Source organism: Achromobacter sp. JD417 (assembly GCF_041879325.1).
GTDB classification, from domain to species: domain Bacteria; phylum Pseudomonadota; class Gammaproteobacteria; order Burkholderiales; family Burkholderiaceae_B; genus Achromobacter; species Achromobacter mucicolens.
Genome location: NZ_CP087159.1, coordinates 1,863,986 through 1,889,132, shown reverse-complemented (window position 1 = coordinate 1,889,132; position 25,147 = coordinate 1,863,986). Strand labels below are relative to the sequence as shown.

The 25,147-nt window shown below is 62.3% G+C and carries 16 protein-coding genes, 2 tRNA genes and 3 rRNA genes; 9 read left to right on the top strand and 12 right to left on the bottom strand.

The window, feature by feature from the left end:
• Positions 1 to 3: 3 nt before the first annotated feature.
• Together rlmH and LN047_RS08685 are read left to right on the top strand one after the other, a co-directional pair.
• On the top strand, positions 4 to 474 hold the full coding sequence (gene rlmH / locus LN047_RS08690; RefSeq protein ID WP_056315576.1) for a 23S rRNA (pseudouridine(1915)-N(3))-methyltransferase RlmH: 471 nt from the start codon (positions 4 to 6) through the stop codon (positions 472 to 474).
• Between the two features lie 31 nt (positions 475 to 505).
• A complete protein-coding gene (locus tag LN047_RS08685; RefSeq protein ID WP_373981513.1) occupies positions 506 to 1,132 on the top strand; it encodes a nucleoside triphosphate pyrophosphatase in 627 nt (208 codons plus the stop codon).
• A 133-nt stretch (positions 1,133 to 1,265) separates the two neighbouring features.
• On the opposite strand, the gene LN047_RS08680 is transcribed toward LN047_RS08685, so the two are convergent.
• On the bottom strand, positions 1,266 to 2,606 hold the full coding sequence (locus LN047_RS08680; RefSeq protein WP_373981512.1) for a dicarboxylate/amino acid:cation symporter: 1,341 nt from the start codon (positions 2,604 to 2,606) through the stop codon (positions 1,266 to 1,268).
• Positions 2,607 to 2,900: 294 nt separating this feature from the next.
• Here LN047_RS08680 and LN047_RS08675 point away from each other — a divergent pair, with 294 nt between their 5' ends.
• Together LN047_RS08675 and LN047_RS08670 are read left to right on the top strand one after the other, a co-directional pair.
• On the top strand, positions 2,901 to 4,835 hold the full coding sequence (locus LN047_RS08675; RefSeq protein ID WP_373981511.1) for an ATP-binding protein: 1,935 nt from the start codon (positions 2,901 to 2,903) through the stop codon (positions 4,833 to 4,835).
• A gap of 50 nt (positions 4,836 to 4,885) precedes the next feature.
• Positions 4,886 to 6,256: a sigma-54-dependent transcriptional regulator gene (locus tag LN047_RS08670; protein WP_373982115.1), complete on the top strand. Its 1,371-nt coding sequence runs from the start codon at positions 4,886 to 4,888 to the stop codon at positions 6,254 to 6,256.
• A 215-nt stretch (positions 6,257 to 6,471) separates the two neighbouring features.
• Here the strand turns inward: LN047_RS08670 and rrf are convergent.
• The 5 genes from rrf to LN047_RS08645 form a co-directional block, all read right to left on the bottom strand.
• Positions 6,472 to 6,584, bottom strand: a 5S ribosomal RNA gene (gene rrf, locus LN047_RS08665).
• A 203-nt stretch (positions 6,585 to 6,787) separates the two neighbouring features.
• Positions 6,788 to 9,672, bottom strand: a 23S ribosomal RNA gene (locus LN047_RS08660).
• 296 nt (positions 9,673 to 9,968) lie between these two features.
• Positions 9,969 to 10,044, bottom strand: a tRNA-Ala gene (locus LN047_RS08655).
• Between the two features lie 24 nt (positions 10,045 to 10,068).
• Positions 10,069 to 10,145: transfer RNA gene (locus tag LN047_RS08650), tRNA-Ile, on the bottom strand.
• A gap of 132 nt (positions 10,146 to 10,277) precedes the next feature.
• Positions 10,278 to 11,808 (bottom strand): 16S ribosomal RNA (locus LN047_RS08645).
• Together the 16S, 23S and 5S rRNA genes with 2 tRNA genes alongside form the textbook arrangement of a ribosomal RNA operon.
• Before the next feature lie 885 nt (positions 11,809 to 12,693).
• On the opposite strand from LN047_RS08645, the gene rng reads away from it, so the two are divergent.
• Together rng and LN047_RS08635 are read left to right on the top strand one after the other, a co-directional pair.
• A complete protein-coding gene (gene rng, locus LN047_RS08640) occupies positions 12,694 to 14,157 on the top strand; it encodes a ribonuclease G (RefSeq protein WP_056320252.1) in 1,464 nt (487 codons plus the stop codon).
• Between the two features lie 394 nt (positions 14,158 to 14,551).
• Complete coding sequence (locus tag LN047_RS08635) at positions 14,552 to 15,253, top strand: DUF3053 domain-containing protein (protein ID WP_056320219.1); 702 nt, start codon at positions 14,552 to 14,554, stop codon at positions 15,251 to 15,253.
• Between the two features lie 81 nt (positions 15,254 to 15,334).
• On the opposite strand, the gene LN047_RS08630 is transcribed toward LN047_RS08635, so the two are convergent.
• The 4 genes from LN047_RS08630 to msbA form a co-directional block, all read right to left on the bottom strand.
• The gene (locus tag LN047_RS08630; protein WP_373981510.1) at positions 15,335 to 16,807 is read right to left on the bottom strand and encodes a diguanylate cyclase; all 1,473 of its coding nucleotides are present in this window, start codon (positions 16,805 to 16,807) and stop codon (positions 15,335 to 15,337) included.
• A 218-nt stretch (positions 16,808 to 17,025) separates the two neighbouring features.
• On the bottom strand, positions 17,026 to 17,256 hold the full coding sequence (locus LN047_RS08625) for a hypothetical protein (RefSeq protein WP_062838401.1): 231 nt from the start codon (positions 17,254 to 17,256) through the stop codon (positions 17,026 to 17,028).
• A 134-nt stretch (positions 17,257 to 17,390) separates the two neighbouring features.
• Positions 17,391 to 19,196 (bottom strand): monovalent cation:proton antiporter-2 (CPA2) family protein, encoded by a 1,806-nt coding sequence (locus LN047_RS08620; RefSeq protein ID WP_152383887.1) that lies wholly within the window; start codon positions 19,194 to 19,196, stop codon positions 17,391 to 17,393.
• Between the two features lie 169 nt (positions 19,197 to 19,365).
• Positions 19,366 to 21,141 carry a lipid A export permease/ATP-binding protein MsbA gene (gene msbA, locus LN047_RS08615; protein WP_056320209.1) on the bottom strand — a complete coding sequence of 592 codons (1,776 nt, stop codon included), beginning with the start codon at positions 21,139 to 21,141 and terminating at the stop codon, positions 19,366 to 19,368.
• Positions 21,142 to 21,244: 103 nt separating this feature from the next.
• On the opposite strand from msbA, the gene LN047_RS08610 reads away from it, so the two are divergent.
• The 3 genes from LN047_RS08610 to LN047_RS08600 are packed head-to-tail and all read left to right on the top strand — an operon-like array spanning position 21,245 to position 23,275.
• Complete coding sequence (locus LN047_RS08610; RefSeq protein WP_056320207.1) at positions 21,245 to 22,216, top strand: glycosyltransferase family 9 protein; 972 nt, start codon at positions 21,245 to 21,247, stop codon at positions 22,214 to 22,216.
• Between the two features lie 16 nt (positions 22,217 to 22,232).
• Positions 22,233 to 22,997 carry a YdcF family protein gene (locus LN047_RS08605; RefSeq protein WP_062838404.1) on the top strand — a complete coding sequence of 255 codons (765 nt, stop codon included), beginning with the start codon at positions 22,233 to 22,235 and terminating at the stop codon, positions 22,995 to 22,997.
• Positions 22,994 to 23,275: a YkgJ family cysteine cluster protein gene (locus LN047_RS08600; RefSeq protein WP_223574874.1), complete on the top strand. Its 282-nt coding sequence runs from the start codon at positions 22,994 to 22,996 to the stop codon at positions 23,273 to 23,275. The genes LN047_RS08605 and LN047_RS08600 overlap by 4 nt, the downstream gene beginning before the upstream one ends.
• Before the next feature lie 23 nt (positions 23,276 to 23,298).
• Here the strand turns inward: LN047_RS08600 and LN047_RS08595 are convergent, their stop codons facing one another.
• Together LN047_RS08595 and LN047_RS08590 are read right to left on the bottom strand one after the other, a co-directional pair.
• A complete protein-coding gene (locus tag LN047_RS08595) occupies positions 23,299 to 24,447 on the bottom strand; it encodes a glycosyltransferase family 4 protein (RefSeq protein ID WP_223574872.1) in 1,149 nt (382 codons plus the stop codon).
• On the bottom strand, positions 24,422 to 25,147 hold the full coding sequence (locus LN047_RS08590; RefSeq protein WP_152383883.1) for a polysaccharide deacetylase family protein: 726 nt from the start codon (positions 25,145 to 25,147) through the stop codon (positions 24,422 to 24,424). Before LN047_RS08590 ends, LN047_RS08595 begins: the two co-directional genes overlap by 26 nt.

Below are 25,147 nucleotides of genomic sequence, written 5' to 3'. Positions count from 1 at the left end.
GCCGTGAAGCTGATCGTCGTCGCGGTGGGCACGCGGATGCCGGACTGGGTGCAGACCGCCTGGGACGACTACGCCAAACGCCTGCCCGCCGACTGCGCGCTGGAGCTTCGCGAAATCAAGCCCGAGCCCCGCACCACCGGCAAGACGCCTGCCCAGATGATGGCGGCCGAAGCCAAGCGCATCGAGGCGGCGCTGCCCGCCAATGCGCTGCGCCTGGCGTTGGACGAACGCGGCCGCGACCTCACCACGATGGCCCTGTCGCAAAAGCTGGAACAATGGCGCGCCGGGGGGCAGGATGTCGCGTTTCTCGTGGGCGGCCCCGACGGGCTGGATCCCGCGCTCAAGGCGTCCGCCAGCGGGCAGTTGCGCCTGTCTTCCCTCACGCTGCCTCACCCCATGGTGCGTGTGGTTCTGGCCGAACAGCTCTACCGCGCCTGGGCCATCATGACCAACCACCCCTATCACCGCGCCTGACCGCCGCCCCGCGGCGCCTGGCCTGCTCAGCATGACCGACACCGCCCACTCCCCCAGTTCGTCCCCGCGCCTGTATCTCGCCTCCGCCAGCCCGCGCCGCCGCGAGTTGCTGACGCAAATCGGCTTGGCGCACGAAGTCCTGCGCGTGCCCGCCCCGCCCGGCGAGGATGAGCCGCAACACCCCGGCGAACGCGCCGCCGACTACGTACAGCGCACCGCCCGTGACAAGGCCTTGCGGGGCCGCGATTGGATGCGCGCGCAAGCGCTGCCCGAACTGCCGCTGCTCGCGGCCGATACGACTGTCATCCTGGCGGGCGAGGTGCTGGGCAAGCCCGCCGACCGCGACGACGCCATCCGCATCCTGCGCGCGCTGTCTGGCGCCGCGCACGAGGTCCATACCGCCGTGGCGGTCTGGAGCGGCGACCGCCTGCTCGAAGCGGTCTCCATCACCCATGTCCAAATGCGCGCCTTGCAAGAGGACGAAATTGGCCGTTACTGCGACAGCGGCGAGCCCTTCGGCAAGGCGGGCGCCTATGGCATTCAGGGCCTGGCCGGCACCTTCGTCTCGCGCATCGCGGGCAGCTACACCGGCGTCATGGGTCTGCCCCTCTTCGAAACGGCCAACTTGTTGCGGGAGGCGGGCATCCAGGTGCCCTGATCTCCGCCCGCATCCCCAAGAAAAATCCCCCGTGCCGCGAGGCATCGGGGGATTTCTTTTTGACCCTGCGCACTGCCGCGCGCGGATCAGGCACGGGCGCGCTGGCGGAAATCCGCACAGCGCGCCCAGGCGATCAGCTTTGCCGCGCAGGCTCGCCAATGGCAACCTGGGGCTGCGGCGTGGCGGGCGTGCCGGCGCTGTCCAGCGCGGCATGCAACTGCTCCTGGTCCAGCTCGCCTTCCCAACGCGCGACGACCACAGTGGCGGTGGCATTACCCACCAGATTGGTCAGGGCGCGGCATTCCGACATGAAGCGGTCCACGCCCAGGATCAGCGCCATGCCGGCAACCGGCACCGACGGCACCACCGACAGCGTCGCCGCCAGCGTGATGAAGCCCGCACCGGTCACGCCGGCCGCGCCCTTGGAGCTGAGCATCGCCACCAGCAGCAGCAGGATCTGGTCGCCCAGCGACAGCGGAATATCGCAGGCCTGCGCAATGAACAGCGCCGCCATCGTCATGTAGATGTTGGTGCCGTCCAGGTTGAACGAATAGCCGGTGGGCACCACCAGGCCGACGACCGACTTAGAACAGCCGGCGCGCTCCATCTTCTGCATCAGCGTGGGCAGCGCCGCTTCCGACGAACTCGTGCCCAGCACCAGCAGCAGTTCTTCGCGGATGTAGCGGACCAGCTTGAGGATCGAGAAGCCGTTGTAGCGGGCAACCAGGCCCAGCACGACCACGACGAACAGCACCGACGTGGCGTAGAACGTGCCCACCAGCATCGCCAGGTTCACGACCGACTTGATGCCGTACTTGCCGATGGTGAACGCCATCGCGCCAAAGGCGCCGATGGGAGCGGCCTTCATCAGGATCGCCACCATCTTGAAGATGGGCTGCGCCAACGCCGTCATGAAGTTCAGGATCGGCTTGCCGCGCTCGCCCACGATGGCCAGCGAAATGCCAAACAGCACCGCCACGAACAGCACCTGCAGGATGTCGCCACCCACGAACGGGCTGAAGATGGTCGTGGGAATCACGTTCATCAGAAAGCCGGTGATGGTCGAGTCATGCGCCTTCGCGACATAACCGGACACGGCTTTCTGGTCGAGCGTCGACGGATCGATGTGCATGCCGGCGCCGGGCTGCACGATATGGCTGACCACCATGCCGACGATCAGCGCCAGCGTCGAGAACACCAGGAAATACAGCATGGCCTTGCCGGCCACGCGCCCGACCTTCTTCAGGTCGCTCATTGCCGCGATGCCCGTGGCCACGGTCAGGAAGATGACCGGCGCAATGATCATCTTCACCAGCTTGATGAACGCATCGCCCAGCGGCTGCATCTGCTGGCCCAGCTCCGGCTTGAAGGCGCCAAGCAAGATACCCACCACGATGGCGAAAATCACCTGCACATACAGGATTTGATAGAACTTGAGCTTGCGCGCGGGCGCGCTTTGATCCACTTCGATCATTGGGATTGTCCCCACCAGGACCCCTTGCTCCGCGCAGCGTGGCGCGTGCGACGTCGGGGCGTTATCTCTTTTATGGCCATGCGATCCTGCCGCCAGCCGATTTCACCGCGGGTGATGCGTCGCGCGGCTTGCCGGTGTATATGCAATACCCATGCCAGGTGGGAATCGGCGTCATAACCGCACATAAGCCATTGAACTTAAATATCTTTTTAAATCTCGGCCGGAATATTCGGTCACTTAAAGCGGCGAAACTTCGCACAGAAACCCGCTAAAATGTGCGGAAAACCGCACACCATGACCGGCTCCTCTTCCTCCCCCCTTTCCCCGCCCGCTCGACCGCGCAGGTTGCCCTGGCCGTGGCGCGTGGCCCTGGCGCTGCTGGCTGTCGCCGTGGTCACGTTCACGCTGCACGCAGCAACGCAGTGGGCGCGTGACGGCGCACTTCGCGAGGCCGCCATCCAGGCGCGCAGCACGGGTCAGATCAATGCCGCCTTATTGCGCAACAACCTCGACAAATTCCGCGCACTGCCATTCGTGCTGACCCAGGACGTCGACCTGCGCGCCGCACTGCAAGGCGCCAGCGCCAGGCAGATCGAAGCCCTGGACGAGAAACTCGAATCTCTGAGCCGCGGGGTCGGCGCCTCCGCCATCTACGTCCTGGACAAGAAAGGTCTGGCTATCGCCGCCAGCAACTGGCGCGAGCCTGCCACTTTCGTCGGAATCGGCTACGAATTCCGCCCTTACTTTCAAGGGTCGGTCGCGCACGGCGCCGCCGAACATTTCGCGCTCGGCACCGTCAGTCACGAAGCCGGCCTGTATCTGTCGCGTCGGGTCGACGACGCGCAGGGCGCGATGCTGGGCGTGGTGGTCTTGAAGGTCGACTTCCGGGATCTCGAAGCCGACTGGCGTCAGGCCAACGCCGTCATCTTCGTCACCGACGAGCACGGCGTGGTGCTGCTCGGCAATATTCCAGATTGGCGTTTCAGAGTCCTGTCGCCGCTGCCGCCCGCGCTGGCGCAAACGCTGCGCACCAGCCTGCAGTTTGGCGACGCCAAGTTTCAGCCGCTGCCTGTCTCGCCGCGCCTGCAAGCCGCAAGCAGCGGGCAGCTCGTCCGCACCGACGACGCCTTGCCCCGCGCCGCCGCTGGCACGCCGTTGCTGCACACCACCCTGCCGGTCACCGAATCGCCCGGCTGGACACTGCACCAGTTGTCCCCCATCCAGGCGGCCATGAACCAGGCCAGCGCCAATGCCCAACTCGGGGCGTTGCTCACCCAAGGCGTGCTCGCGGCGCTGATCGGCGTAGTGCTTTACCGCCGCCACCGCAACCAGGAACAGGCCGAGCAGCAAGCAGCCGTCCAGCAACAGCTCGCAGCATTGGTCGACGAGCGCACCGCGCAATTGCGCGACGTGAACGCCAAGCTAGTCGGCGAAATGGACGAGCGCCAACGCGCCGAAACGCAGCTTCACACCATGAAGGACGAACTCGTGCAGGCCAGCAAACTGGCATTGCTGGGCCAGGTGGCCGCCGGCGTCGCGCACGAAGTCAACCAACCCGTCGCCGCCATACGCGCCTACGCAGACAACGCCACCGAATTTCTGCGTCGTCACGACGAAGGCGCCGTCCGGGAAAACCTCGGCACCATAGCGGCGTTGACCGATCGCATCGGCCACATCACCGGCGAGCTGCGCGCCTTTTCGCGCAAGGCCGGTGCGACTGTCGGCCCGACGGATCTGATGGAGGCGCTCGAAGGCGCAATCCTGCTCGTCGGCCCGCGTGCCCGGCGCCAGGGCGTCACGCTGCAAAGCCCGCCCCGCAACCACAACTGCCGCGTCCAGGCGAACCGGGTCAGGCTTGAACAGGTGCTGGTCAATCTATTGCAGAACGGGCTCGAGGCCCTCGAAGGCACGGAAAACGGCCGGATTGTCATCGCCCTGCAAGACCTGGGCGAATCCGTTCAGCTACAGGTTCACGACAACGGTCCCGGACTCTCCGACGAGGCCCGCGCCCGTCTGTTCACCCCGTTTCACACGACCAAACCCGATGGCCTGGGCCTGGGCCTTGTCATCAGCCGCGACATCGTCGCCGAGTTCGGCGGCGAACTGCGCGCCGCGCGCGCAGGCGACGCCAGCTTGTCGTCTCCCCATGCGCCCGGCATCGGCGCCTTGTTCATCCTGACCCTGCGCAAGGCGCCGGACCAGACCCACCGCACCGAGCACTCCACATGACGCGCGCCCCTGATCTCCAGCTCCCCGCCACGATCGTCACCGACGACCCCATGCAGCGGCCGGTGGCCCCTCACGCCGTCTTCATCGACGACGACGACGAACTTCGCCGCGCCGCGCTACAAACGCTGAAGCTGCACGGCATCTCGGTGGCGGCCCACGGCAGTGCCCGCGCCGCGTTGCCGGCGTTGGACCGCAACTTCGATGGGGTGGTGGTCACCGACATCCGCATGCCGGACATGGACGGACTCGAACTCTTCCAGAGGCTGCGCAACATCGATCCCGATATCCCGGTCATCCTGATCACCGGCCATGGCGACATCGCCACAGCCGTTCAGTGCATGCGCGAAGGCGCGTATGACTTCCTGTCCAAGCCCTACCCCGCCGACCGCCTGGTCGCCGCCATCAGCCACGCCGCCGAAAAGCGGCGGCTGGTCCTCGAAAACCGCCGTCTCCGCGAAGCCGCTTTCAACGTCGAGGCCGACGAGGTGCCGTTCATCGGCACCACGCCCGCCATGCAACGCATCAAGCAGACGTTGCGCCATATCGCGGACGCTGACGTCGACGTGCTCGTCGAAGGCGAAACCGGCACTGGCAAGGAAGTCGTCGCCACAGCGCTTCACCGCCTCAGCCGCCGCAGGCATCGGGCGCTCGTCGCCATCAACTGCGGCGCCTTGCCAGAAAGCGTCATCGAAAGCGAACTCTTCGGCCACGAGCCCGGCGCTTTCACCGGCGCACAAAAAAAACGCATCGGCCGCATCGAACACGCCAGCGGCGGCACCTTGTTCCTCGACGAAATCGAAAGCATGCCGCTTGCCGTCCAGGTCAAGCTGCTGCGCGTGCTCGAATCCCGCCAGATCACCCCGCTTGGCAGCAACGAAGTCCGCAATCTCGACCTGCGCGTGGTCGCCGCCACCAAGGAAGACCTGGGCAGTCCCGCCATCCGCGCCAAGTTCCGCGAGGATCTGTTCTATCGCCTGAACGTCGTCACGATCCGCCTGCCCCCGCTGCGCGAGCGCCGTGAAGACATCCCGCTGCTCTTCGCACACTATCTCGGCCACGCCGCGCGCCGCTTTCATCGCGACATCCCCGACATGCCTGCCTCGATCCGTCAGCACCTCATGACGCACGACTGGCCCGGCAACGTGCGTGAACTCGCCCACTTCGCAGAACGCTTCGTGCTGGGCGTCCTCAATGGCCCGGCACCTGATACGGCCCCAGCGCCCACCGGCTCGCTCAGCCTTCCCGAACGCATGGAAAGCTACGAGGCACAGATCATCCGCGATGCCCTCGCCGCACACCGCGGCGACATCAAAGCCACGCTCGACACCCTAGGCATTCCCCGCAAAACGTTTTACGACAAACTCCAGCGCCACGGCATCGACCGCCAGGAATACGTGGCCGCGCCTCGCGGCGCCATCTAGCGCAAGCCCCAGACCGCAATCACTTTCAAGACCCGCGCGGCGCACAGATCCCTTTACGACACCAAAAACAAAACCCCCCTCGCGGCGCCAGCCGCGAGGGGGTTTTTAATTACTTTCCCGATACCGCATTCCCGATACTGGAATCGCTACAGTAATCCCGACGCCACAAAGACAAAACCCCGCAGGGGATACCTGCGGGGTTTTGAGCAATAAAAGCCTGACGATGACCTACTTTCACAGACGTCCGTCCACTATCATCGGCGCAAAGGCGTTTCACTGTCCTGTTCGGGATGGGAAGGAGTGGGACCACCTTGCTATGGTCGTCAGGCGTAACTGGTTGAGCAGTTGCGGGGTAGGCAACAGCTCCAATCTTGGAAGAAGCGCAACGCGTGGCGATCAGAGCCTGGGGCTCGATGATCGGCGCACGGTGGGGTGTAATTGTGTTGGCTGGCTGCTGACGGTGCAGCCAGTATTTTGTATTGAACGACACTTGGAACGCTATATCACCAGGTCAATAACCATCAGTGTTATAGGATCAAGCCTCACGGGCAATTAGTATCGGTTAGCTTAACGCATTACTGCGCTTCCACACCCGACCTATCAACGTCCTGGTCTCGAACGACCCTTCAGGGGGATCAAGTCCCCGGGATACCTAATCTTCAGACGAGTTTCCCGCTTAGATGCCTTCAGCGGTTATCTCTTCCGTACTTAGCTACCCGGCAATGCCATTGGCATGACAACCGGTACACCAGAGGTACGTCCACTCCGGTCCTCTCGTACTAGGAGCAGGCTCCGTCAAGTATCCAACGCCCACGGCAGATAGGGACCAAACTGTCTCACGACGTTTTAAACCCAGCTCACGTACCTCTTTAAATGGCGAACAGCCATACCCTTGGGACCGGCTACAGCCCCAGGATGAGATGAGCCGACATCGAGGTGCCAAACACCGCCGTCGATATGAACTCTTGGGCGGTATCAGCCTGTTATCCCCAGAGTACCTTTTATCCGTTGAGCGATGGCCCTTCCATTCAGAACCACCGGATCACTATGTCCTGCTTTCGCACCTGTTCGACTTGTCAGTCTCACAGTCAAGCACGCTTATGCCATTGCACTATCAGCACGATTTCCGACCGTACCTAGCGTACCTTCGAACTCCTCCGTTACACTTTGGGAGGAGACCGCCCCAGTCAAACTGCCCACCATGCACTGTCCCCGATCCGGATAACGGACCAAGGTTAGAACCGCAAAAAAACCAGGGTGGTATTTCAAGGATGGCTCCACGTGATCTAGCGACCACGCTTCAAAGCCTCCCACCTATCCTACACAGGCCGGTTCACAGTCCAATGCAAAGCTACAGTAAAGGTTCATGGGGTCTTTCCGTCTAGCCGCGGGTAGATTGCATCATCACAAACACTTCAACTTCGCTGAGTCTCAGGAGGAGACAGTGTGGCCATCGTTACGCCATTCGTGCAGGTCGGAACTTACCCGACAAGGAATTTCGCTACCTTAGGACCGTTATAGTTACGGCCGCCGTTTACCGGGGCTTCGATCAAGAGCTTGCACCCCATCACTTAACCTTCCGGCACCGGGCAGGCGTCACACCCTATACGTCGACTTTCGTCTTTGCAGAGTGCTGTGTTTTTAATAAACAGTCGCAGCCACCGATTCTCTGCGACCCCATCATGCTAAGCGCGCAGGCGCTTCACACTACCGGGGTATACCTTCTCCCGAAGTTACGGTATCAATTTGCCGAGTTCCTTCTCCTGAGTTCTCTCAAGCGCCTTGGAATATTCATCCCGTCCACCTGTGTCGGTTTGCGGTACGGTCTCGTACAGCTGAAGCTTAGAGGCTTTTCTTGGAACCACTTCCGATCACTTCGCAAGCAATGCTCGCTCGTGCCACACCCTTGATTTACGCGCCCGGATTTGCCTAAGCGCCATCTTCGATGCAGCAACAGGGACATCCAACACCCTGATGATTTTCCGCGATCCGTCCCCCCATCGCACTGTACGACGGTGCTGGAATATTAACCAGCTTCCCATCAGCTACGCATCTCTGCCTCGCCTTAGGGGCCGACTCACCCTGCGCCGATGAACGTTGCGCAGGAAACCTTGGACTTACGGCGAGGGGGCTTTTCACCCCCTTTATCGCTACTCATGTCAGCATTCGCACTTCTGATACCTCCAGCAGCCTTTACAAGCCACCTTCGCAGGCTTACAGAACGCTCTCCTACCGCGTGCACTAAAAGTGCACACCCGCAGCTTCGGTTTATCGCTTAGCCCCGTTACATCTTCCGCGCAGGACGACTCGATCAGTGAGCTATTACGCTTTCTTTAAAGGATGGCTGCTTCTAAGCCAACCTCCTGACTGTCTATGCCTTCCCACTTCGTTTCCCACTTAGCGATAATTCGGGACCTTAGCTGGCGGTCTGGGTTGTTTCCCTCTTGAGTCCGGACGTTAGCACCCGGTGCTCTGTCTCCCAAGCTGTACTTGCGGGTATTCGGAGTTTGCCATAGTTTGGTAAGTCGCCATGACCCCCTAGCTATAACAGTGCTCTACCCCCCGCAGTAATACTTGAGGCACTACCTAAATAGTTTTCGGAGAGAACCAGCTATTTCCAGATTTGTTTAGCCTTTCACCCCTATCCACAGCTCATCCCCTAATTTTTCAACATTAGTGGGTTCGGTCCTCCAGCACGTGTTACCGTGCCTTCAACCTGGCCATGGATAGATCATCTGGTTTCGGGTCTACACCCAGCGACTGAATCGCCCTATTCGGACTCGCTTTCGCTACGGCTTCCCTATTCGGTTAACCTTGCCACTGAATGTAAGTCGCTGACCCATTATACAAAAGGTACGCAGTCACCCCACAAGGAGGCTCCTACTGTTTGTATGCATACGGTTTCAGGATCTATTTCACTCCCCTTCCGGGGTTCTTTTCGCCTTTCCCTCACGGTACTGGTTCACTATCGGTCGATCACGAGTATTTAGCCTTGGAGGATGGTCCCCCCATCTTCAAACAGGATTTCACGTGTCCCGCCCTACTTGTCTTACGCTTAGTTCCACACACAGAATTTCGTCTACAGGGCTATCACCTGCTACGGCCGGACTTTCCATTCCGTTCGACTATCCTGCGTGCTAAAACGTAAAGGCTCATCCGATTTCGCTCGCCACTACTTTCGGAATCTCGGTTGATTTCTTTTCCTCGAGCTACTGAGATGTTTCAGTTCACCCGGTTCGCTTCCACTAGCCTATGTATTCAGCTAGGGATACTGCATTGCTGCAGTGGGTTTCCCCATTCGGATATCTGCGGATCAAAGCTTGTTTGCCAGCTCCCCGCAGCTTTTCGCAGGCTACTACGTCCTTCATCGCCTGTGATCGCCAAGGCATCCACCATATGCACTTAGTCGCTTGATCCTATAACGCTGTAGGCTATAGGACCTGAGTATTAGCGTTTGTGCCGTTCATAAGTTTCAAAGCAGTCTGAGGCTTATCACCCCAGTCTTGAGAACTTGGAACAAAAATAATGCAATCACAACCCGTGCCCATCTTCATCAGCAATGCCGATTACTTGATGAACACATTTTCGTTGTGCTTCTTCCAGATTGTTAAAGAACAAATATAGCTGTTGGGTAAAACCCAACTCATAACGTCGTGACTGACGACACTATGAGTTGGCCTCTACATCGCCACCGGCGATCAATGAGAATCAATGGTGGAGGTGAACGGGATCGAACCGATGACATCCTGCTTGCAAAGCAGGCGCTCTCCCAGCTGAGCTACACCCCCATATTTCGCTTGCCGCGAAATACCTGGTGGGTCTGGTTGGATTCGAACCAACGACCCCCGCCTTATCAAGACGGTGCTCTAACCGACTGAGCTACAGACCCAAAACCTTCTCGGATCAGTAGTCAGGAAGCTGAAGACCTAGGGAAGATTCCCTCGACCCAAGCCTACAACTGATCCCAGCTATATCAAACAACCGATAAGAGTGGACGCTTAACACGAGCACGTAAGCTCTGAAAGGAGGTGATCCAGCCGCACCTTCCGATACGGCTACCTTGTTACGACTTCACCCCAGTCATGAATCCTACCGTGGTAATCGCCCTCCTTGCGGTTAGGCTAACTACTTCTGGTAAAACCCACTCCCATGGTGTGACGGGCGGTGTGTACAAGACCCGGGAACGTATTCACCGCGACATGCTGATCCGCGATTACTAGCGATTCCGACTTCACGCAGTCGAGTTGCAGACTGCGATCCGGACTACGATCGGGTTTCTGGGATTGGCTCCCCCTCGCGGGTTGGCGACCCTCTGTCCCGACCATTGTATGACGTGTGAAGCCCTACCCATAAGGGCCATGAGGACTTGACGTCATCCCCACCTTCCTCCGGTTTGTCACCGGCAGTCTCATTAGAGTGCCCTTTCGTAGCAACTAATGACAAGGGTTGCGCTCGTTGCGGGACTTAACCCAACATCTCACGACACGAGCTGACGACAGCCATGCAGCACCTGTGTTCCGGTTCTCTTGCGAGCACTGCCAAATCTCTTCGGCATTCCAGACATGTCAAGGGTAGGTAAGGTTTTTCGCGTTGCATCGAATTAATCCACATCATCCACCGCTTGTGCGGGTCCCCGTCAATTCCTTTGAGTTTTAATCTTGCGACCGTACTCCCCAGGCGGTCAACTTCACGCGTTAGCTGCGCTACCAAGGCCCGAAGGCCCCAACAGCTAGTTGACATCGTTTAGGGCGTGGACTACCAGGGTATCTAATCCTGTTTGCTCCCCACGCTTTCGTGCATGAGCGTCAGTGTTATCCCAGGAGGCTGCCTTCGCCATCGGTGTTCCTCCGCATATCTACGCATTTCACTGCTACACGCGGAATTCCACCTCCCTCTGACACACTCTAGCTCGGTAGTTAAAAATGCAGTTCCAAAGTTAAGCTCTGGGATTTCACATCTTTCTTTCCGAACCGCCTGCGCACGCTTTACGCCCAGTAATTCCGATTAACGCTTGCACCCTACGTATTACCGCGGCTGCTGGCACGTAGTTAGCCGGTGCTTATTCTGCAGGTACCGTCAGTTTCCCGGGGTATTAACCCGGAACGTTTCTTTCCTGCCAAAAGTGCTTTACAACCCGAAGGCCTTCATCGCACACGCGGGATGGCTGGATCAGGGTTTCCCCCATTGTCCAAAATTCCCCACTGCTGCCTCCCGTAGGAGTCTGGGCCGTGTCTCAGTCCCAGTGTGGCTGGTCGTCCTCTCAAACCAGCTACGGATCGTCGCCTTGGTGAGCCGTTACCCCACCAACTAGCTAATCCGATATCGGCCGCTCTAATAGTGCAAGGTCTTGCGATCCCCTGCTTTCCCCCGTAGGGCGTATGCGGTATTAGCTACGCTTTCGCGTAGTTATCCCCCGCTACTAGGCACGTTCCGATACATTACTCACCCGTTCGCCACTCGCCACCAGACCGAAGTCCGTGCTGCCGTTCGACTTGCATGTGTAAGGCATCCCGCTAGCGTTCAATCTGAGCCAGGATCAAACTCTTCAGTTTAATCTCTGTATTTGTTTCGTATTCTTGGTCTGAATAAATCCAAACCAGGTCATACGTCGCTACTCAAAGGAAGTGAGGTATGTTCTTAAACTTGACGTCTAAGGTACTTCACTTCTAGTGAGCACTTGATTTCTTGTGCTTGCGATAAGGCCGAAACCCAATCGCTGCACTCGCATCAAGCGCCCACACTTATCGGTTGTTTAGTTGTTAAAGAGCGGTACTGCTAAATTCTGTACTACTGGTTTCTGCCTTCAACTTCGGCTAACTTCGCTTTCGCGTCGTCGCAGCAGAGAAACGAGATTATGAAGAAGTTTTTATCGCTTGTCAAGTCAGCTTCGCTTTTTGCTTTACGCAGTTGCGTCACTTACTTGCGGCGACCTCTTCAGGTCTCGCCAGGACTTTCGTCCTGCCCTAGCAGTTATTGAAACGTCAGGGTAAACCCTAATTTTTCAGTAACTGCCAAGCCCAAAACTATAGCACAATTTTTGCAGATCTTGCAACTGGCTTCTGCCTGATTTGCGTCGATCCTTGCAATAACCGCTTGGCGTTCATTACTGAGTGCCGTTGCGGCAGATGAGATTGGGTTGCCCCGTCACCTGTTGCACTTGCTTGGCTTCGCCTCTCAAAACTGTCTGAGCTGCGAAGGAGCGAGACTATAGCACAGAATTTTGGGCTGTCATGCCAGTGTCGCAAATTTGTTGATGGAAAGGCAGTCAGGCTGGCGCCGGCGCCCTGCTCCGTCGAAGGAGGCACGGGCCGTCAGTGGCCGCGCCTATATGTATAGATAGCGGCAGCCCCTGCTTGTGGGACTAGTATGTACGTTTACTATTCGCCTGTACGCCGCATCTGATTGGAGACAGATACCTCATGCCCCCTGCGATCGCCCTGAGCGAAGACATCCTGATCAACGTCACCCCCTTTGAAACCCGCGTTGCGCTGGTGGAACAGGGGTCGGTTCAGGAATTGCACGTCGAACGTAGCATCCAACGGGGCCACGTCGGCAATATCTATCTGGGTCGGGTCGTGCGGGTGCTGCCCGGCATGCAGAGTGCGTTCATCGACATTGGGCTGGAGCGGGCGGCGTTCATCCATATTGCGGACCTGCGCGAGAATCGCACTGAGCGCAGCCAGGGTTTGACGCCGACGCCAATCGAAAAGCTGATATTTGAGGGACAGACCCTCATGGTGCAGGTCGTGAAGGATCCGCTCGGCACCAAGGGGGCGCGGCTGTCGACGCAGATCAGCATGGCCGGACGGATGCTGGTGTATCTGCCGCACGATCCGCACATCGGCATTTCGCAGAAGATCGATTCCGAGTCCGAACGCATCCAGTTGCGCGAACGTCTGCAAGCACTGATGCCCTCGGACGAGAAAGGCGGGTTCATCGTCCGCACGCAGGCCGAGGGTGCCAACGACGCGGAGTTGACTGCCGACGTGGAATATCTGCGCAAGTTGTGGACGAGTGTCCAGGCGGCGGCTCGGACCCAGCCCGCCCCCGCGTTGTTGCACCAGGACCTGACGCTTGCCCAGCGCGTATTGCGCGACATGGTCGGCCCCGAAACCGGATCGATCCTGGTGGATTCGCGCACGACGACTGCCGCGATGCTGGAATGGGCGCGTGTGTACACGCCGTCGGTGGTTGACCGCATCAAGCATTACAGCGGCGAGCGCCCCCTGTTCGACACCGCCAACGTGGATGACGAGATTGCGCGCGCGCTGTCGCGCCGGGTGGACCTGAAGTCGGGCGGCTATCTGATCATTGACCAGACGGAGGCGTTGACCACGGTGGACGTCAACACCGGCGGGTTTGTGGGGGGCCGCAATTTCGACGACACGATTTTCAAGACGAACCTTGAGGCGGCACAGGCAATTGCGCGGCAGCTGCGCCTGCGCAACCTGGGGGGAATCGTGATCCTGGACTTCATCGACATGGAGGAACAGGAACATCGCGACACCGTGCTCGCGGAGCTGAAGAAGGCGTTGTCGCGCGATCGGACCCGCATGACCGTCAATGGATTCACGCAGTTGGGGCTGGTGGAAATGACGCGCAAGCGCACCCGCGATTCTTTGGCGCACCAGCTTTGCGAGCCCTGCCCCATGTGCGAGTCGCGCGGCAATGTGCGTACACCGCGCACGGTCTGTTATGAAATCCTGCGCGAGATTCTGCGCGAGGCCCGGCAGTTCAATCCCAAGGAGTTTCGCATCCTTGCCTCGCAGGAAGTGGTGGACCTTTTTCTGGAAGAGGAAAGCCAGCATTTGGCGATGCTGGGCGACTTTGTGGGCAAGCGCGTATCGCTGGAAGTGGAAGCGGCGTATTCGCAGGAGAAGTACGACATCATCCTCGTTTGACGGCATAAGAAGAATGCCTAGTCATCGGACCGACGGAAGAGCCGCGCCTGCAAGCGCGGCTTTTTTCATTTGGGCGCGACAGGATGGGGGCCATCGGGCGGCCGAAATGGCGATATGTCTGCGCGGCCGTCGATGCCTTCGTTGGTGCTGTGAACCGCGCTGGCGGCCGCTCTTCGCCAGGTACGCATTCAGCACGCGTGCCGGGACGAGAGGCCATACCCGAATCGAGAACAGGGTTCAACTCGATATGTGTGGATTTTGTGACTTAACAATTCGTTTGAAATGATTTCTGAAACGGATGGCGACAAGTAAGGGTTATCGATAAGCTGCGGGCGCTTTGCCGGGTCGGTTACCGCCTCGGCGCTTTTCCCTTAGTCATTCGGAGGTCATTGCAATGAAGTCCCTATTCCGTCCGTTCCTGGTACTGGTCGCGGCCCTGCCGCTGATGCTGGCAGCCTGCGGCGACAAGGAGCCCGAGCAGCGCGCGGCGTTCACGCAGTTCCTGCAGACGCGCATCGTGGACAAGCCGGGCGTGCGTGTGCCGAAGCTGACGGAGGAAGAAAAGAAGTCCTTCGGCGACTACGCGGCCCACTACGCCATCATCACCGACTTCAATGCCGGCATGGATGCGTCGGTCAAGCCGCTGTCGGGGATCCTGCAGAAGGGTCAGGTGCGCTCGGTGAACGATATCGTCACGCGCCGCGAGGACCTGAAGTCCGTGCGTGCCGGTCTGAACGACATGAATGCGGCGCTGAAGGAGCATCGCGCCAAGGCCGACGCGGCTCACGCCCAACTCAAGCAGCCTGAGGACCTGAAGGCCGTGTACGACAAGGCCTATGAAAAGACCATCACCCTGCCGGCCGACACCTTTGGCGACGTGCTGCCGCAGATCAACGCCACCTACGACGTCACCCTGAAAATCGCCGACTACGTGGAAGCGAACAAGTCGAAGATCGAGATCTCGGGCAACAGCGTGACGGTGACCGATCCTGCCGTGCAAGCCGAGCTGAACAAGCTGCTGCAAGAGATGAACGCGCAGGCCAAGAATGTGCAGCAGGCACAGACGCGCCTGCAAGCCGTGATCATGGGCCGTTAAGCACCGCTCAAGCACGCTGCGCCACGCATCGCCCCGCCGTCACCGAAAGGTGCGGCGGGGTTTTTCTTGCCATATCGATAATCAGGCAGGCGCCGACGCGACGCAATTGCGGCCCGCGGCCTTGGCCTGGTAAACGGCCGCATCGGCGGCTTCCACAAGCGCGGCCGAGACGTCGTCGCCTAGCGGCACGACCGTGGCCACGCCGACGCTGACGGTGACGATACCGCCTTCGTTGTCATCGTGCGGAATGGCCAGGTCCTCGACCGCGCGCCGGATACTTTCGGCGATGACCAGCGCCTGTTCGCGGCGCGTGTCGGGCAGCAGCACCACGAACTCTTCGCCGCCGTATCTGGCTGCCAGATCGCGAGGCCGGCGAGCCTTGTTCTGAAGCGCAAGCGCCAGCATCTTGAGCAGCGCGTCGCCTTCCTGGTGGCCATAGCGGTCGTTGTAAAGCTTGAAGCGGTCGGCATCCAGGAACAGCAGCGACAGCGGCGCGCGATCGCGACGCGCGGCCGCCCATTCCCGATCGAGTACCTCGTCAAAGGTGCGCCGGTTGGCGATACCGGTGAGTCCGTCCGTCTGGGCCTGACGCGCCAATTGCGCCTCGAACGCCTGCCGCCAGCGCATCTCGCGCCGAAAGAGGACGATCTGCGCCATCACCGATGCAAAGAGCGCCAAGGTCACGGGCACGATCAGGGCGGCGCGGCGCACCCAGGGTTCGAGCAGATCGTCGACGGCCAACGCCACGTCGATCACCAGCGGCGTGCGCTCGATGGCGTCGAACGCATACAGACGATTGACGCCATCGGGCGACAGCACGCCGACAAATGCGCCCTCGCGGCCAATCAGGTATTGCTGGAAGTCGAGCGGCATGTCGATGCCGCTGTCGAAGTCGGCATGTGAATAGGGATTGCGCAACAGGACGACGCCGTCGTTGCGAAAGACCGTGATGGCGTCGTGCGGACCGATGGACACCTCGGCAAAGCGATCGCGAAAGTACGCCGTGCGCAGGGAGCCGGCAACGACGCCCGCAAAACTGCCGTCGGCGTTGGAGATTCGCCGGCTGATCGCAATGCTTTCATCGGCGCTTCGCAGCCGGCTGTAATACGGCCGGCTGACGTAGAGACCGACGTCGTCCGTGGTCTGGTGCACCTTGAAGTAGTCGCGGTCCGCGAAATTGACGTCAGGCGGGGTGGCGGCAAGCGAGTCGTACCGAATGTTGCCTTGGGCGTCGAGCACGACGATGGCGCCGAGATACGCCGCGGTGGCGGCGCGGTCAAAGAGGAAGCGATGCCGGGATTCCGGTTCGAGGTCGGCGATGCCTGGCTCTTGCAGGCGCTCGACCACGCCCTGCAGCGACAGGTCGTAGACATGCAACGTGCGGCCGATGTCCGCCGCGAGCACGCTGGCCAGGTTGCGGGCCGATACGTAGGCCGCGTCCCACGTCACGCGGCGGTCCATCCACAACAGAGCGACTGCTGCCGTACAGATACCCATGGCGACGATGCCGGCCAACGCGTACAGCGTAATGTGCACGATCCCGCGTGATTTCAATACGGCGCTCCTTCGCGGTGGCGGTCGGGGTGGCGTAGTTCAGCTGCAAGCTGTGCATGATGATGCCGATGTCCGATGCCAGGCGCAAGGCATCGCCGCCCTGGACGGCAAAGTCAGGGGCGGCGATCAGCGCAAGTGACGGGAATTTTTGCCCGGGAAGATGCCCGGGCACGCGCGGAAAGACAGCAGCTGGGCGCGGCGCGCCCGAGGCGGGGCTTTCAGGACAGCGCGGCGGCTGCGATGCGGAACGGGAAGGCCTTGGCCCCGCGAGCCTTGTCGGTTTCGCGGTGGGCGTTGATGGCCCAGGCGGGCCCTGCCCCGCCGGCCTGCGCCATCAATTGGCGGGTGAGTACGCCAGAGAATCCGCAACGAAGCGTCATGGCCTGACGCCGGGCAAGCTCGATTCCGATGGCGTGCGACGTAGTCGAATTACGGTCCGTTTGCAGCATGGCAGCCCCCTGGCAAAAGCGCTTCCTGAGTGAAGCGTCATTGCGGATTAATCTACCCTAGCTGCTTGATTTTGCGCGTGAAATGATGCGTAAAGTAATGCAAAGATCCGGAAATGCACGCCGAAAAATAGCCGTCAGGCGGATGGACTGGGCGCCGCGTCGCCGGTTTCGCGGTCCGGCCGGTCATTAATGCCATCCGGTTGGCCCGTCATATTTCCGTAAAGCAGCGAGCGGCCGGCGAACAGCCCGCCTGCCACCTCGAGTTCGAAGCGTTCGGTGTCGCGTTGCCGTACGTCCTGAATGACTTCCTCGGCCTCGTCGGGCGGCACGCCGATGGCGCGCAACGCCGCTTCGCCGAAGACCAGCGCCGATTCCAGGGTTTCGCGGACCTGGAAATCCACCCCTTCACGGGCCAGCGCCAGCGAATGGATGCGGTCATAGGCCCGCACCACGACGCGCACCAGCGGGAATTCGGATTTGATGAGATGCACCATGTGGGTGGCGGCGCGGGGGTCGTCGATGCACACCAGGATGGCGCAGGCGTTTTCGGCGCCGGCCGAACGCAGCATGTCGGCGCGCGTACCGTCCCCGTAATACACCTTCACGCCCCACTTTGCCGCGGCGCGGATCGCGTCGGTGTCGGTGTCCAGGATCGAGACCTTGACCCCGCGTGCCAGCATTGCCTGCGTCACGATCTGGCCGAAACGGCCAAAACCCACGATCAGCGCGCAGCCGTCCAGGTCGCGGGCCACGTCCACGCCATCCATGGACGGCTTGGGTTTGGGCAGGAGCCAGCGCAAGGCCAGGACGCATAGCGGCGTGAGCGCCATGGAAATGATGACGACTGCGGTCAGCACCGCGCCCGTATGCGCGTCGAAGATGCCTTTGTCGGCGGCTGCGCTGTACAGCACGAAGGCAAACTCGCCGCCTTGCGCCAGCAACGCGCAACGGGTGATGGCTTCGGCATGGGTGGCGCGCAGCAGGCGCGCCACGATGTAGACGCCCACGGATTTGACCGCCATGAAAGCGACGACACCCGCCAGGATGAGCGGCCATTCCCGCGCCACGGCCAGGAGATCCAGCGACATGCCCACGCCCAGGAAGAACAGGCCGAGCAGGATGCCGCGAAAGGGCTCGATATCGGCTTCGAGCTGATGGCGGAATGTGGATTCGGACAACAGCACACCGGCCAGGAACGCGCCCATGGCCATGGACAGGCCGCCCAGTTCCATCAGCAACGCGGCGCCCAGCACGACGAGCAATGCAGCCGCGGTCATCACTTCGCGGGCATGCGCCGCGGCCAGAAGACGGAACAGTGGGTTGAGCAGCCACCGGCCCGCGGCCAGCAGCGCCAGAATGCAGCCGAGCGCAATGGCGGCCTGCCACCACGGATTGGCCTCGCTGCCGCTGCTTGCCGGAGCCAGCAAGGCGGCCAGCGCCAGCAGCGGGACGATCGCCAGGTCTTCGAGAAGGAGAATGGAGACGATGCGTTGGCCCTGCGCGCTGGTGGTCTCGTCGCGCTCGGCCAGGATCTGCATCACGATGGCCGTGGATGAAAGCACGAAACCCATCGCCGCCATGAAGGCCGCGGCGCCTGACAGACCTGCAAGCAACCCGACGCCGGTAAGCAACGCACCGCAAACCAGCACCTGCGCGACGCCCAGCCCGAAGATTTCGCCGCGCAGCTTCCAGAGGCGCGACGGTTGCATCTCCAGCCCGATGATGAAAAGAAACATCACCACGCCCAGTTCCGCGACGTGCAGGATGGATTTGGGATCGGTGAAAAACCCGATGCCGAACGGGCCTATCGCCAGGCCGGCCGCCAGATAGCCCAGGACCGAACCCAGTCCTAGACGCTTGAACAAGGGGACGGCAATCACCGCTGCGCCAAGCAGAACGACGACGTTGAGGACTTGATTGCCTTCGGAAGGCAGGGCCATGGAGCGCTCCTGGTTGCATGGCGGGCCGAAGCGCCTGGGACGCCGCCCAGCCCGCTCTGCGCAGGCTGGGGCCATTTTCCGGCAAACCGCGGGATTGGCAAACAGGAACTTCGGCAATGAAAAGCCGCCCCGAGGGGCGGCTGCTGGGGAAAGACGTGACCGGTTTGGCTCAGTCTTCCCGGAACTGCATCTTGTAGAGGGATGCGTACAGGCCGTCGGCCGCCAGCAGTTCCGCGTGCGGACCCTGTTCGACGATCTTGCCGGCGTCCAGGACGATGATGCGGTCGGCGTTCTGGACGGTGGACAGGCGGTGCGCGATGACCAGCGTGGTGCGCCCCTTCATCAGGCGTTCCAGCGAGGCCTGCACCTGGCGTTCGGATTCGTTATCGAGCGCCGAAGTCGCTTCGTCCAGGATCAGGATGGGCGCGTTCTTGATGAGCGCGCGCGCGATGGCCAGACGCTGGCGCTGGCCGCCGGACAGGCGGGCGGCGTTCTCGCCCACGGGCGTGTTGATGCCTTGCGGCAGGCCCTCGACGAAGTCGAGTAGGTTGGCGGCGGCCAGCGCATCGCGCACCTTTTGCTCGCTGGACTTGCCCAATGCGCCGTAGCCGACGTTGGCGGCGATCGTGTCGTCGAACAGCACGACGTCCTGGCTGACCAGCGACAGGTGCGAGCGCAGGCTGCGCAGCGTGAGTTCATCGATGGGCACGTCGTCCACGAGGATCTGGCCGCTGTCGGCCAGCACGAAGCGGGGCAGCATGTTGACCAGCGTGGTCTTGCCGCTGCCCGAGCGGCCCACGAGGGCGACGGTCTGACCGGGTTCGACCACGAAGGAAATGTCATTGACCGTGTCGCGGTCGGCGTCGGGGAAGCGATGCGACACGCTGCGGAACTCGACCTTGCCGCGCACGGGCTCGGGCAATTCCTTGGTGCCGGTGTCGTTTTCCGGGATCTGGTCGATCAGGGTGAACACGCTTTCGGCCGAGACCAGCATCTTTTGCAGGCGGGCGGCCACGTTGGTCAGGCGCTTGATGGGGTCGAAGATCTGGGCCAGCGCGGCCATGAACGACGCGAAGCTGCCCACGGTGAGCGAACCGCTGTTGGCCTGGCTGAGCGCCACGGCGATGACCGCGCCCACGGAAATCGAGATGCAGACCTGGGTCAAGGGCGTCAGCGCCGCATCGGCCGTGGCCGTGCGCATGGCAAAGCGGCGCAGGCGGCGGCTGACGAAATCGAAGCGGCCGCGTTCGACCTCGTAGCCGTCGAACAGCTTGATGACGCGCTGGCCGTCGATGCCTTCGCCGACCACACGGGTCAACTCGGCGTTCATGTTGACGGTTTCGCGGTTGATGCGGCGCAGGCGCTTGATGAAAAAGCGCGAGATCAGGACCGAGACCGGCAGCATGACCAGGATGATCAGCGTCAGCACCCACGACATGTAGAGCAGCACGCAGATCAGCGCGATGACCACCAGGGTTTCGCGCACCAGCACGGTGATGACGTCGGTGGCATAGCCGGTGACATTGCCGGCGTCGATGGTGAAGCGGTTCAGGAGGCGCCCGGTGTCGCCGCGCTTGAAGTCGGCGTCCGGCAGGCCCAGGAGGCGTTCGAACATGTCGCGCCGCATGCCCAGCAGCACGTTGTTGGCCACCCAGGCCAGCAGGTAGTCGCTGAAGAAGTTGCAGATGCCGCGCACCAGGATCAGGCCCACGACCGCCAGCGGCAGTGCCCAAACGTAATACGGCTTGGCGCCGGAGAAGCCGCCGTCCAGGAGGGGCTTCATGATGACCGCCAGCACGGGCTGCGTGGCCGCGGCGCCTGCCATCAGGAGGACGGCCGCCAGCAAGCCCTTCCAGTAGGAACCGACCCGGCTGTAGATCCGGGTCCAGAGTTCGGATTTGACGGGCTGGGAGCCCGCTGGCGCATTCCGTGCGGCAGAATTCAAAGGGATCACTCGCTTTTCATACAATTGTGCCCAGGATTGTACCGGCTGCGCGTCTGCGCGCCGTCCCCGCCCCTTAGCCCTATCCGCGCCCGTGCGCCCTTCCATGTCCGATATCAGTTGCCTGTATGTCCGCCTGCCCAACTGGGTGGGCGATGTCTGCATGAGCCTGCCCAGCCTGCGCGCCCTGGCGGCAAGCGGCCTGCCCCTCGTCCTCTGCGCCCGCCCCTGGGCCCGCGACCTGCTCGATGGCGTGGACAAACTGGATTTCGTCCCCATGCGCGGCAAGGTCGGGCCGGACCGGGCGGCGGTCAGCGCCCACCGTCGCGGGCTGGGCGCGCAAGGCCGCCGCGCCCGGGGCCTGCTGTTGCCGGATTCCCTGTCCAGCGCGCTGGTGTTCCGGCTGGCCGGCGTGCCGTCGGCGGGGTACCGCGACGACGGCCGCAGCTTTCTGCTGCGATGGCCGTTCGCCAAACCCGACCAGCCGATGCATGCCGTCGAATCCTGGCATCACCTGACCCGCGAGGCCCTGATCCGCTGGAACCTGCCCAGCGGTCCCGCCCAGCCCGGCCCGACGCTGGACCTGCCGCTGACGGCGGCGCATGAACGCGCGGCCGGCGAGGCCCTGGCCCAGGCCGGCCTGCAAGACCGGCCCTTCGTCCTGATCGCGCCCACCGCCACGGGCCTGCACAAGGGCAGGATCAAGGTGTGGCCGGGATTCGATACACTGACGCGCGCCCTGCAGGCCCGCGGCCATACCGTGGTAATGTGCCCCCCTCCGGCCGAAACCGACGAAGCCCGCCGCAATGCGCCGACCGCCCAGTTGCTGCCTCCGCTGGGATTGGGCGCCTTTGCGGCGCTGACCGCGCGGGCCGCGCTGGTGATTTGTAACGATTCCGGCGTGTCGCACGTCGCGGCGGCGGCGTCGGCGCGGCAGCTGACGCTGTTCGGCGTGACACAGCCGCAACGCACCGGCCCGTGGTCGCCGCGCGCGGTGTGCCTGGGCAGCGACCAGGCCTGGCCGTCGCAGGAAGAAGCAACACAGCAGGCCGAGCGCCTGCTGGATGGTACGCAGTAATCAGGACAGTCTCGAAATGACCTTTTCCAGCTATCTCACGAATCTGATCATTCCCTTGAATTTGTGCATCACCCTGGTGGTCCTTGGCCTGGTGCTGGGACTGTTCCGGCTTCGCAAGACCGGCCTCACGCTCGTCGCGGCAGGCTTGCTCTGGGCGCTGGCCTGGTCGTTGCCGGCGACGTCGCTGTGGGCGGGCGGCGCGCTGGAAAACCGCTATCCGCACAAGCCCGCCGCCGAGATGCCGACGGCCGACGCGATCGTGGTGCTGGGCGGCAATACCGCCAACGGCCGGGCCAATTGGTTCCTGCCCTATGACAAGGACACGGCCATCGTGCGCGTGGACGCCGCGGCCCAGCTGTATCTGGCCGGCCGCGCGCCCAAGGTGCTGCTGTCGGGCGGCGCGCTGGAAGGCGATGTCAGCGAAGCGCGCGGCATGGCGCATGCGATCCGCCAGCAGGGCGTTCCGGAGTCGGCCCTGATCCTGGAAAACGCCAGCCGCACCACCTATGAAAACGCCACGCTCACCGAAGACCAGCTCAAGGCGCGCGGCATCGGCAAGGTGCTGCTGGTCACGTCCGCCTTGCACATGCCCCGCGCCATGGCGGCCTTTTCCAAGCAGGGCGTGGAAGTGATTGCCGCCCCCGCGCCGCCGCAGATCGTGGAGCCGGCCGACGGGTCGCTGTCGTTGTGGCTGCCCGACGAACGCACGTTCGACGCCAGCCGTTCGATCGTGAAGGAATACGCGGGTCTCTTTGTGTACTGGTTGCGCGGATGGGTATGAGCCTGACCGGCGCGGCGCCAGCGTGCCGCTCGGGATGCGGCGCCTGCTGCATCGCGCCGTCGATCACGCGGCCCATTCCGGGGATGCCGCAGGGCAAGCCCGCGGGCGTGCCCTGTGTTCAGTTGCTGCCGGACATGCGGTGCGCGATCTTTGGTGATCCTTCCCGCCCGGACTTCTGCGGGGGACTGCAGCCCCAGCACGAGATGTGCGGTTCCGACCGCGAACACGCCATCCGCTGGCTGGCCGACCTGGAAAGGGCAACCGCGCCCTGCCATTGAAAACGGGGCTCGACGCCCCGTTTTCAATGGCGCTCCAGCAGCACCTGTTCGTACAGGGCCTCGTAGCGCGAGGCCACGGTTTCCCAGCTTTGGTCGCGGGCGATTTCCAGGCCGCGTGACGTCAGTGCCGCGCGCAGCTGCGGATCCGAACCCAGGCTTTCCAGCGCCTGCGCCAATTGGGCGCCATCGCGCGGGTCCTGCAGGATGAGCGCATCCGTTCCCGCCGTGAGGTATTGCGCAAAGCCGCAATAGACCGGCGAACTGACGATGACCGGCAGACCGTGCGACATGGCTTCCAGCGGCGCCATGCCGTAGCTGTCGTTCAGGGTCGGGTGCGTGTAGATGTCGGCCGCATTGAAATACTGGGCGACGTCCGGGGTGGGATCGACCAGCGTGACGCGGCGGGCGACGTCTCCGGCGGCGCGAACGCGCTCGCGCGTGGGCTCGTCGGCGCCGACCACCAGCAGCCGGTAGCGCGGCGGCAAGAGCGCCAGCGCGTCCAGCAAGGCGGGCAGGCCCTTGCGCAGCGGATTGCGCGCCACCAGCAGACAGCCGATCGTGTCCGCGTCCCAGCCGAGCCGCGCGCGCGTGGCCTGGCGGCCCCCGTTACGGTCGGGCGCGGGCAGCTTGACGCCCGGGGCGATGATGTCGACCGCAAGTTCTTCGCCGTAGCTGCGGTGCAGCTGGTCCATGATGAGGCCCGATACCGCCACCACGCGGCGCTGGGGCGTCTTGCGCACGCGCAGCTTTTCCAGCATCAGGTAGGTAGCCAGCCGCGGGCTGAGCCAGGCCGTCAGGCGCTGCAGCGGCGTGACCCGGGTGATGCGGTTGTAGCGGACCGGCGTCACGTGCATGACCTGGATTTCGCCCGCCCAGCCGTTCATGTGCGAATGGACGATGTCGAAGCGGCCGCGGGTGAGGCGGTCGGCGCGCCAGGCGAAATACAGCACCCGCGTCCAGCTGGGCAGCCAGCCGGGAAAACGCACGGGCAGGTATTCGAATGGCAGGTCGCTGTCGAAATCGCGGGCGACCACGGAGATGTCGTGGCGCTTGCCGAGGACACGCATCAACTCGACGCCATAGGCCTCGGCCCCCCCGAAACGGTTGCCGAAGCGATCAACCAACAGCGCGATGCGAAGCCGGCGTTCAGGAGCGCCGGCGGCTGTCTTCATACCGGGTGAGGCACTTCTGGAGGAATCGGACGATGTTGGTCGAGCGCGCCACGGTAACGCGCGGCAATCCGAAGGGATCGTCGGACGCCGCCGCCAGGCCGCGCTTGGTGAGCGTGGCGTTCTCGTAACCGGCCTCGCGCGCCATGGCCTGATGCTCGGGGCCATGGTCGCCATAGGGATAACAGAACGCGGTGACGGGCGCGCCCAGCGCCTGTTCGAGCTCGTCCTTGGACTGGACGATCTGGCGCCGCGCTTCTTCGGCAGGCAGCTCGGGCAGGTGGACGTGATCCAGCGTGTGCGAGCCGACCTCGTTGCCGGCCTGCGCCCATTCCCGCATTTCCTGGACGGTCATCAGCGGCGCAAACGGGATCCCCTTTTCGAGGTCCCACACGTTGCCGCCGTCGAACTGCCGGGCCACGAAATAGTTGGTGGCGGTGAATCCCAGTTCGCTCAGTACCGGCATCGCGTTGTGATGCACATTGCGGAAACCGTCGTCGAACGTGATGCCGAAGACCTTTCCCTGGCGCTCGCCGCGGACATAAGGCATGACGTCGCGCATGGACAATCCGCGATAGCCAAGCCGGCGCATCCAGCGCATCTGGCGGGCGAAGCTATCGGGATGTACCGTCAGTCCGCGAAACGGCGTGCCCTTGGGGTTGGGCTCGCCGATCTGGTGATACATAAGGATTGGAATAGACAT

Coding starts and splice junctions, on each gene's coding strand:
- LN047_RS08685 (WP_373981513.1), top strand. CDS start 506: ATGACCGACACCGCCCACTCCCCCAGTTCGTCCCCGCGCCTGTATCTC.
- LN047_RS08680 (WP_373981512.1), bottom strand. CDS start 2,606: ATGATCGAAGTGGATCAAAGCGCGCCCGCGCGCAAGCTCAAGTTCTAT.
- LN047_RS08675 (WP_373981511.1), top strand. CDS start 2,901: ATGACCGGCTCCTCTTCCTCCCCCCTTTCCCCGCCCGCTCGACCGCGC.
- LN047_RS08670 (WP_373982115.1), top strand. CDS start 4,886: ATGCAGCGGCCGGTGGCCCCTCACGCCGTCTTCATCGACGACGACGAC.
- LN047_RS08635 (WP_056320219.1), top strand. CDS start 14,552: ATGAAGTCCCTATTCCGTCCGTTCCTGGTACTGGTCGCGGCCCTGCCG.
- LN047_RS08625 (WP_062838401.1), bottom strand. CDS start 17,256: ATGCTGCAAACGGACCGTAATTCGACTACGTCGCACGCCATCGGAATC.
- LN047_RS08620 (WP_152383887.1), bottom strand. CDS start 19,196: ATGGCCCTGCCTTCCGAAGGCAATCAAGTCCTCAACGTCGTCGTTCTG.
- LN047_RS08610 (WP_056320207.1), top strand. CDS start 21,245: ATGTCCGATATCAGTTGCCTGTATGTCCGCCTGCCCAACTGGGTGGGC.
- LN047_RS08605 (WP_062838404.1), top strand. CDS start 22,233: ATGACCTTTTCCAGCTATCTCACGAATCTGATCATTCCCTTGAATTTG.
- LN047_RS08600 (WP_223574874.1), top strand. CDS start 22,994: ATGAGCCTGACCGGCGCGGCGCCAGCGTGCCGCTCGGGATGCGGCGCC.
- LN047_RS08595 (WP_223574872.1), bottom strand. CDS start 24,447: ATGAAGACAGCCGCCGGCGCTCCTGAACGCCGGCTTCGCATCGCGCTG.
- LN047_RS08590 (WP_152383883.1), bottom strand. CDS start 25,147: ATGTCTATTCCAATCCTTATGTATCACCAGATCGGCGAGCCCAACCCC.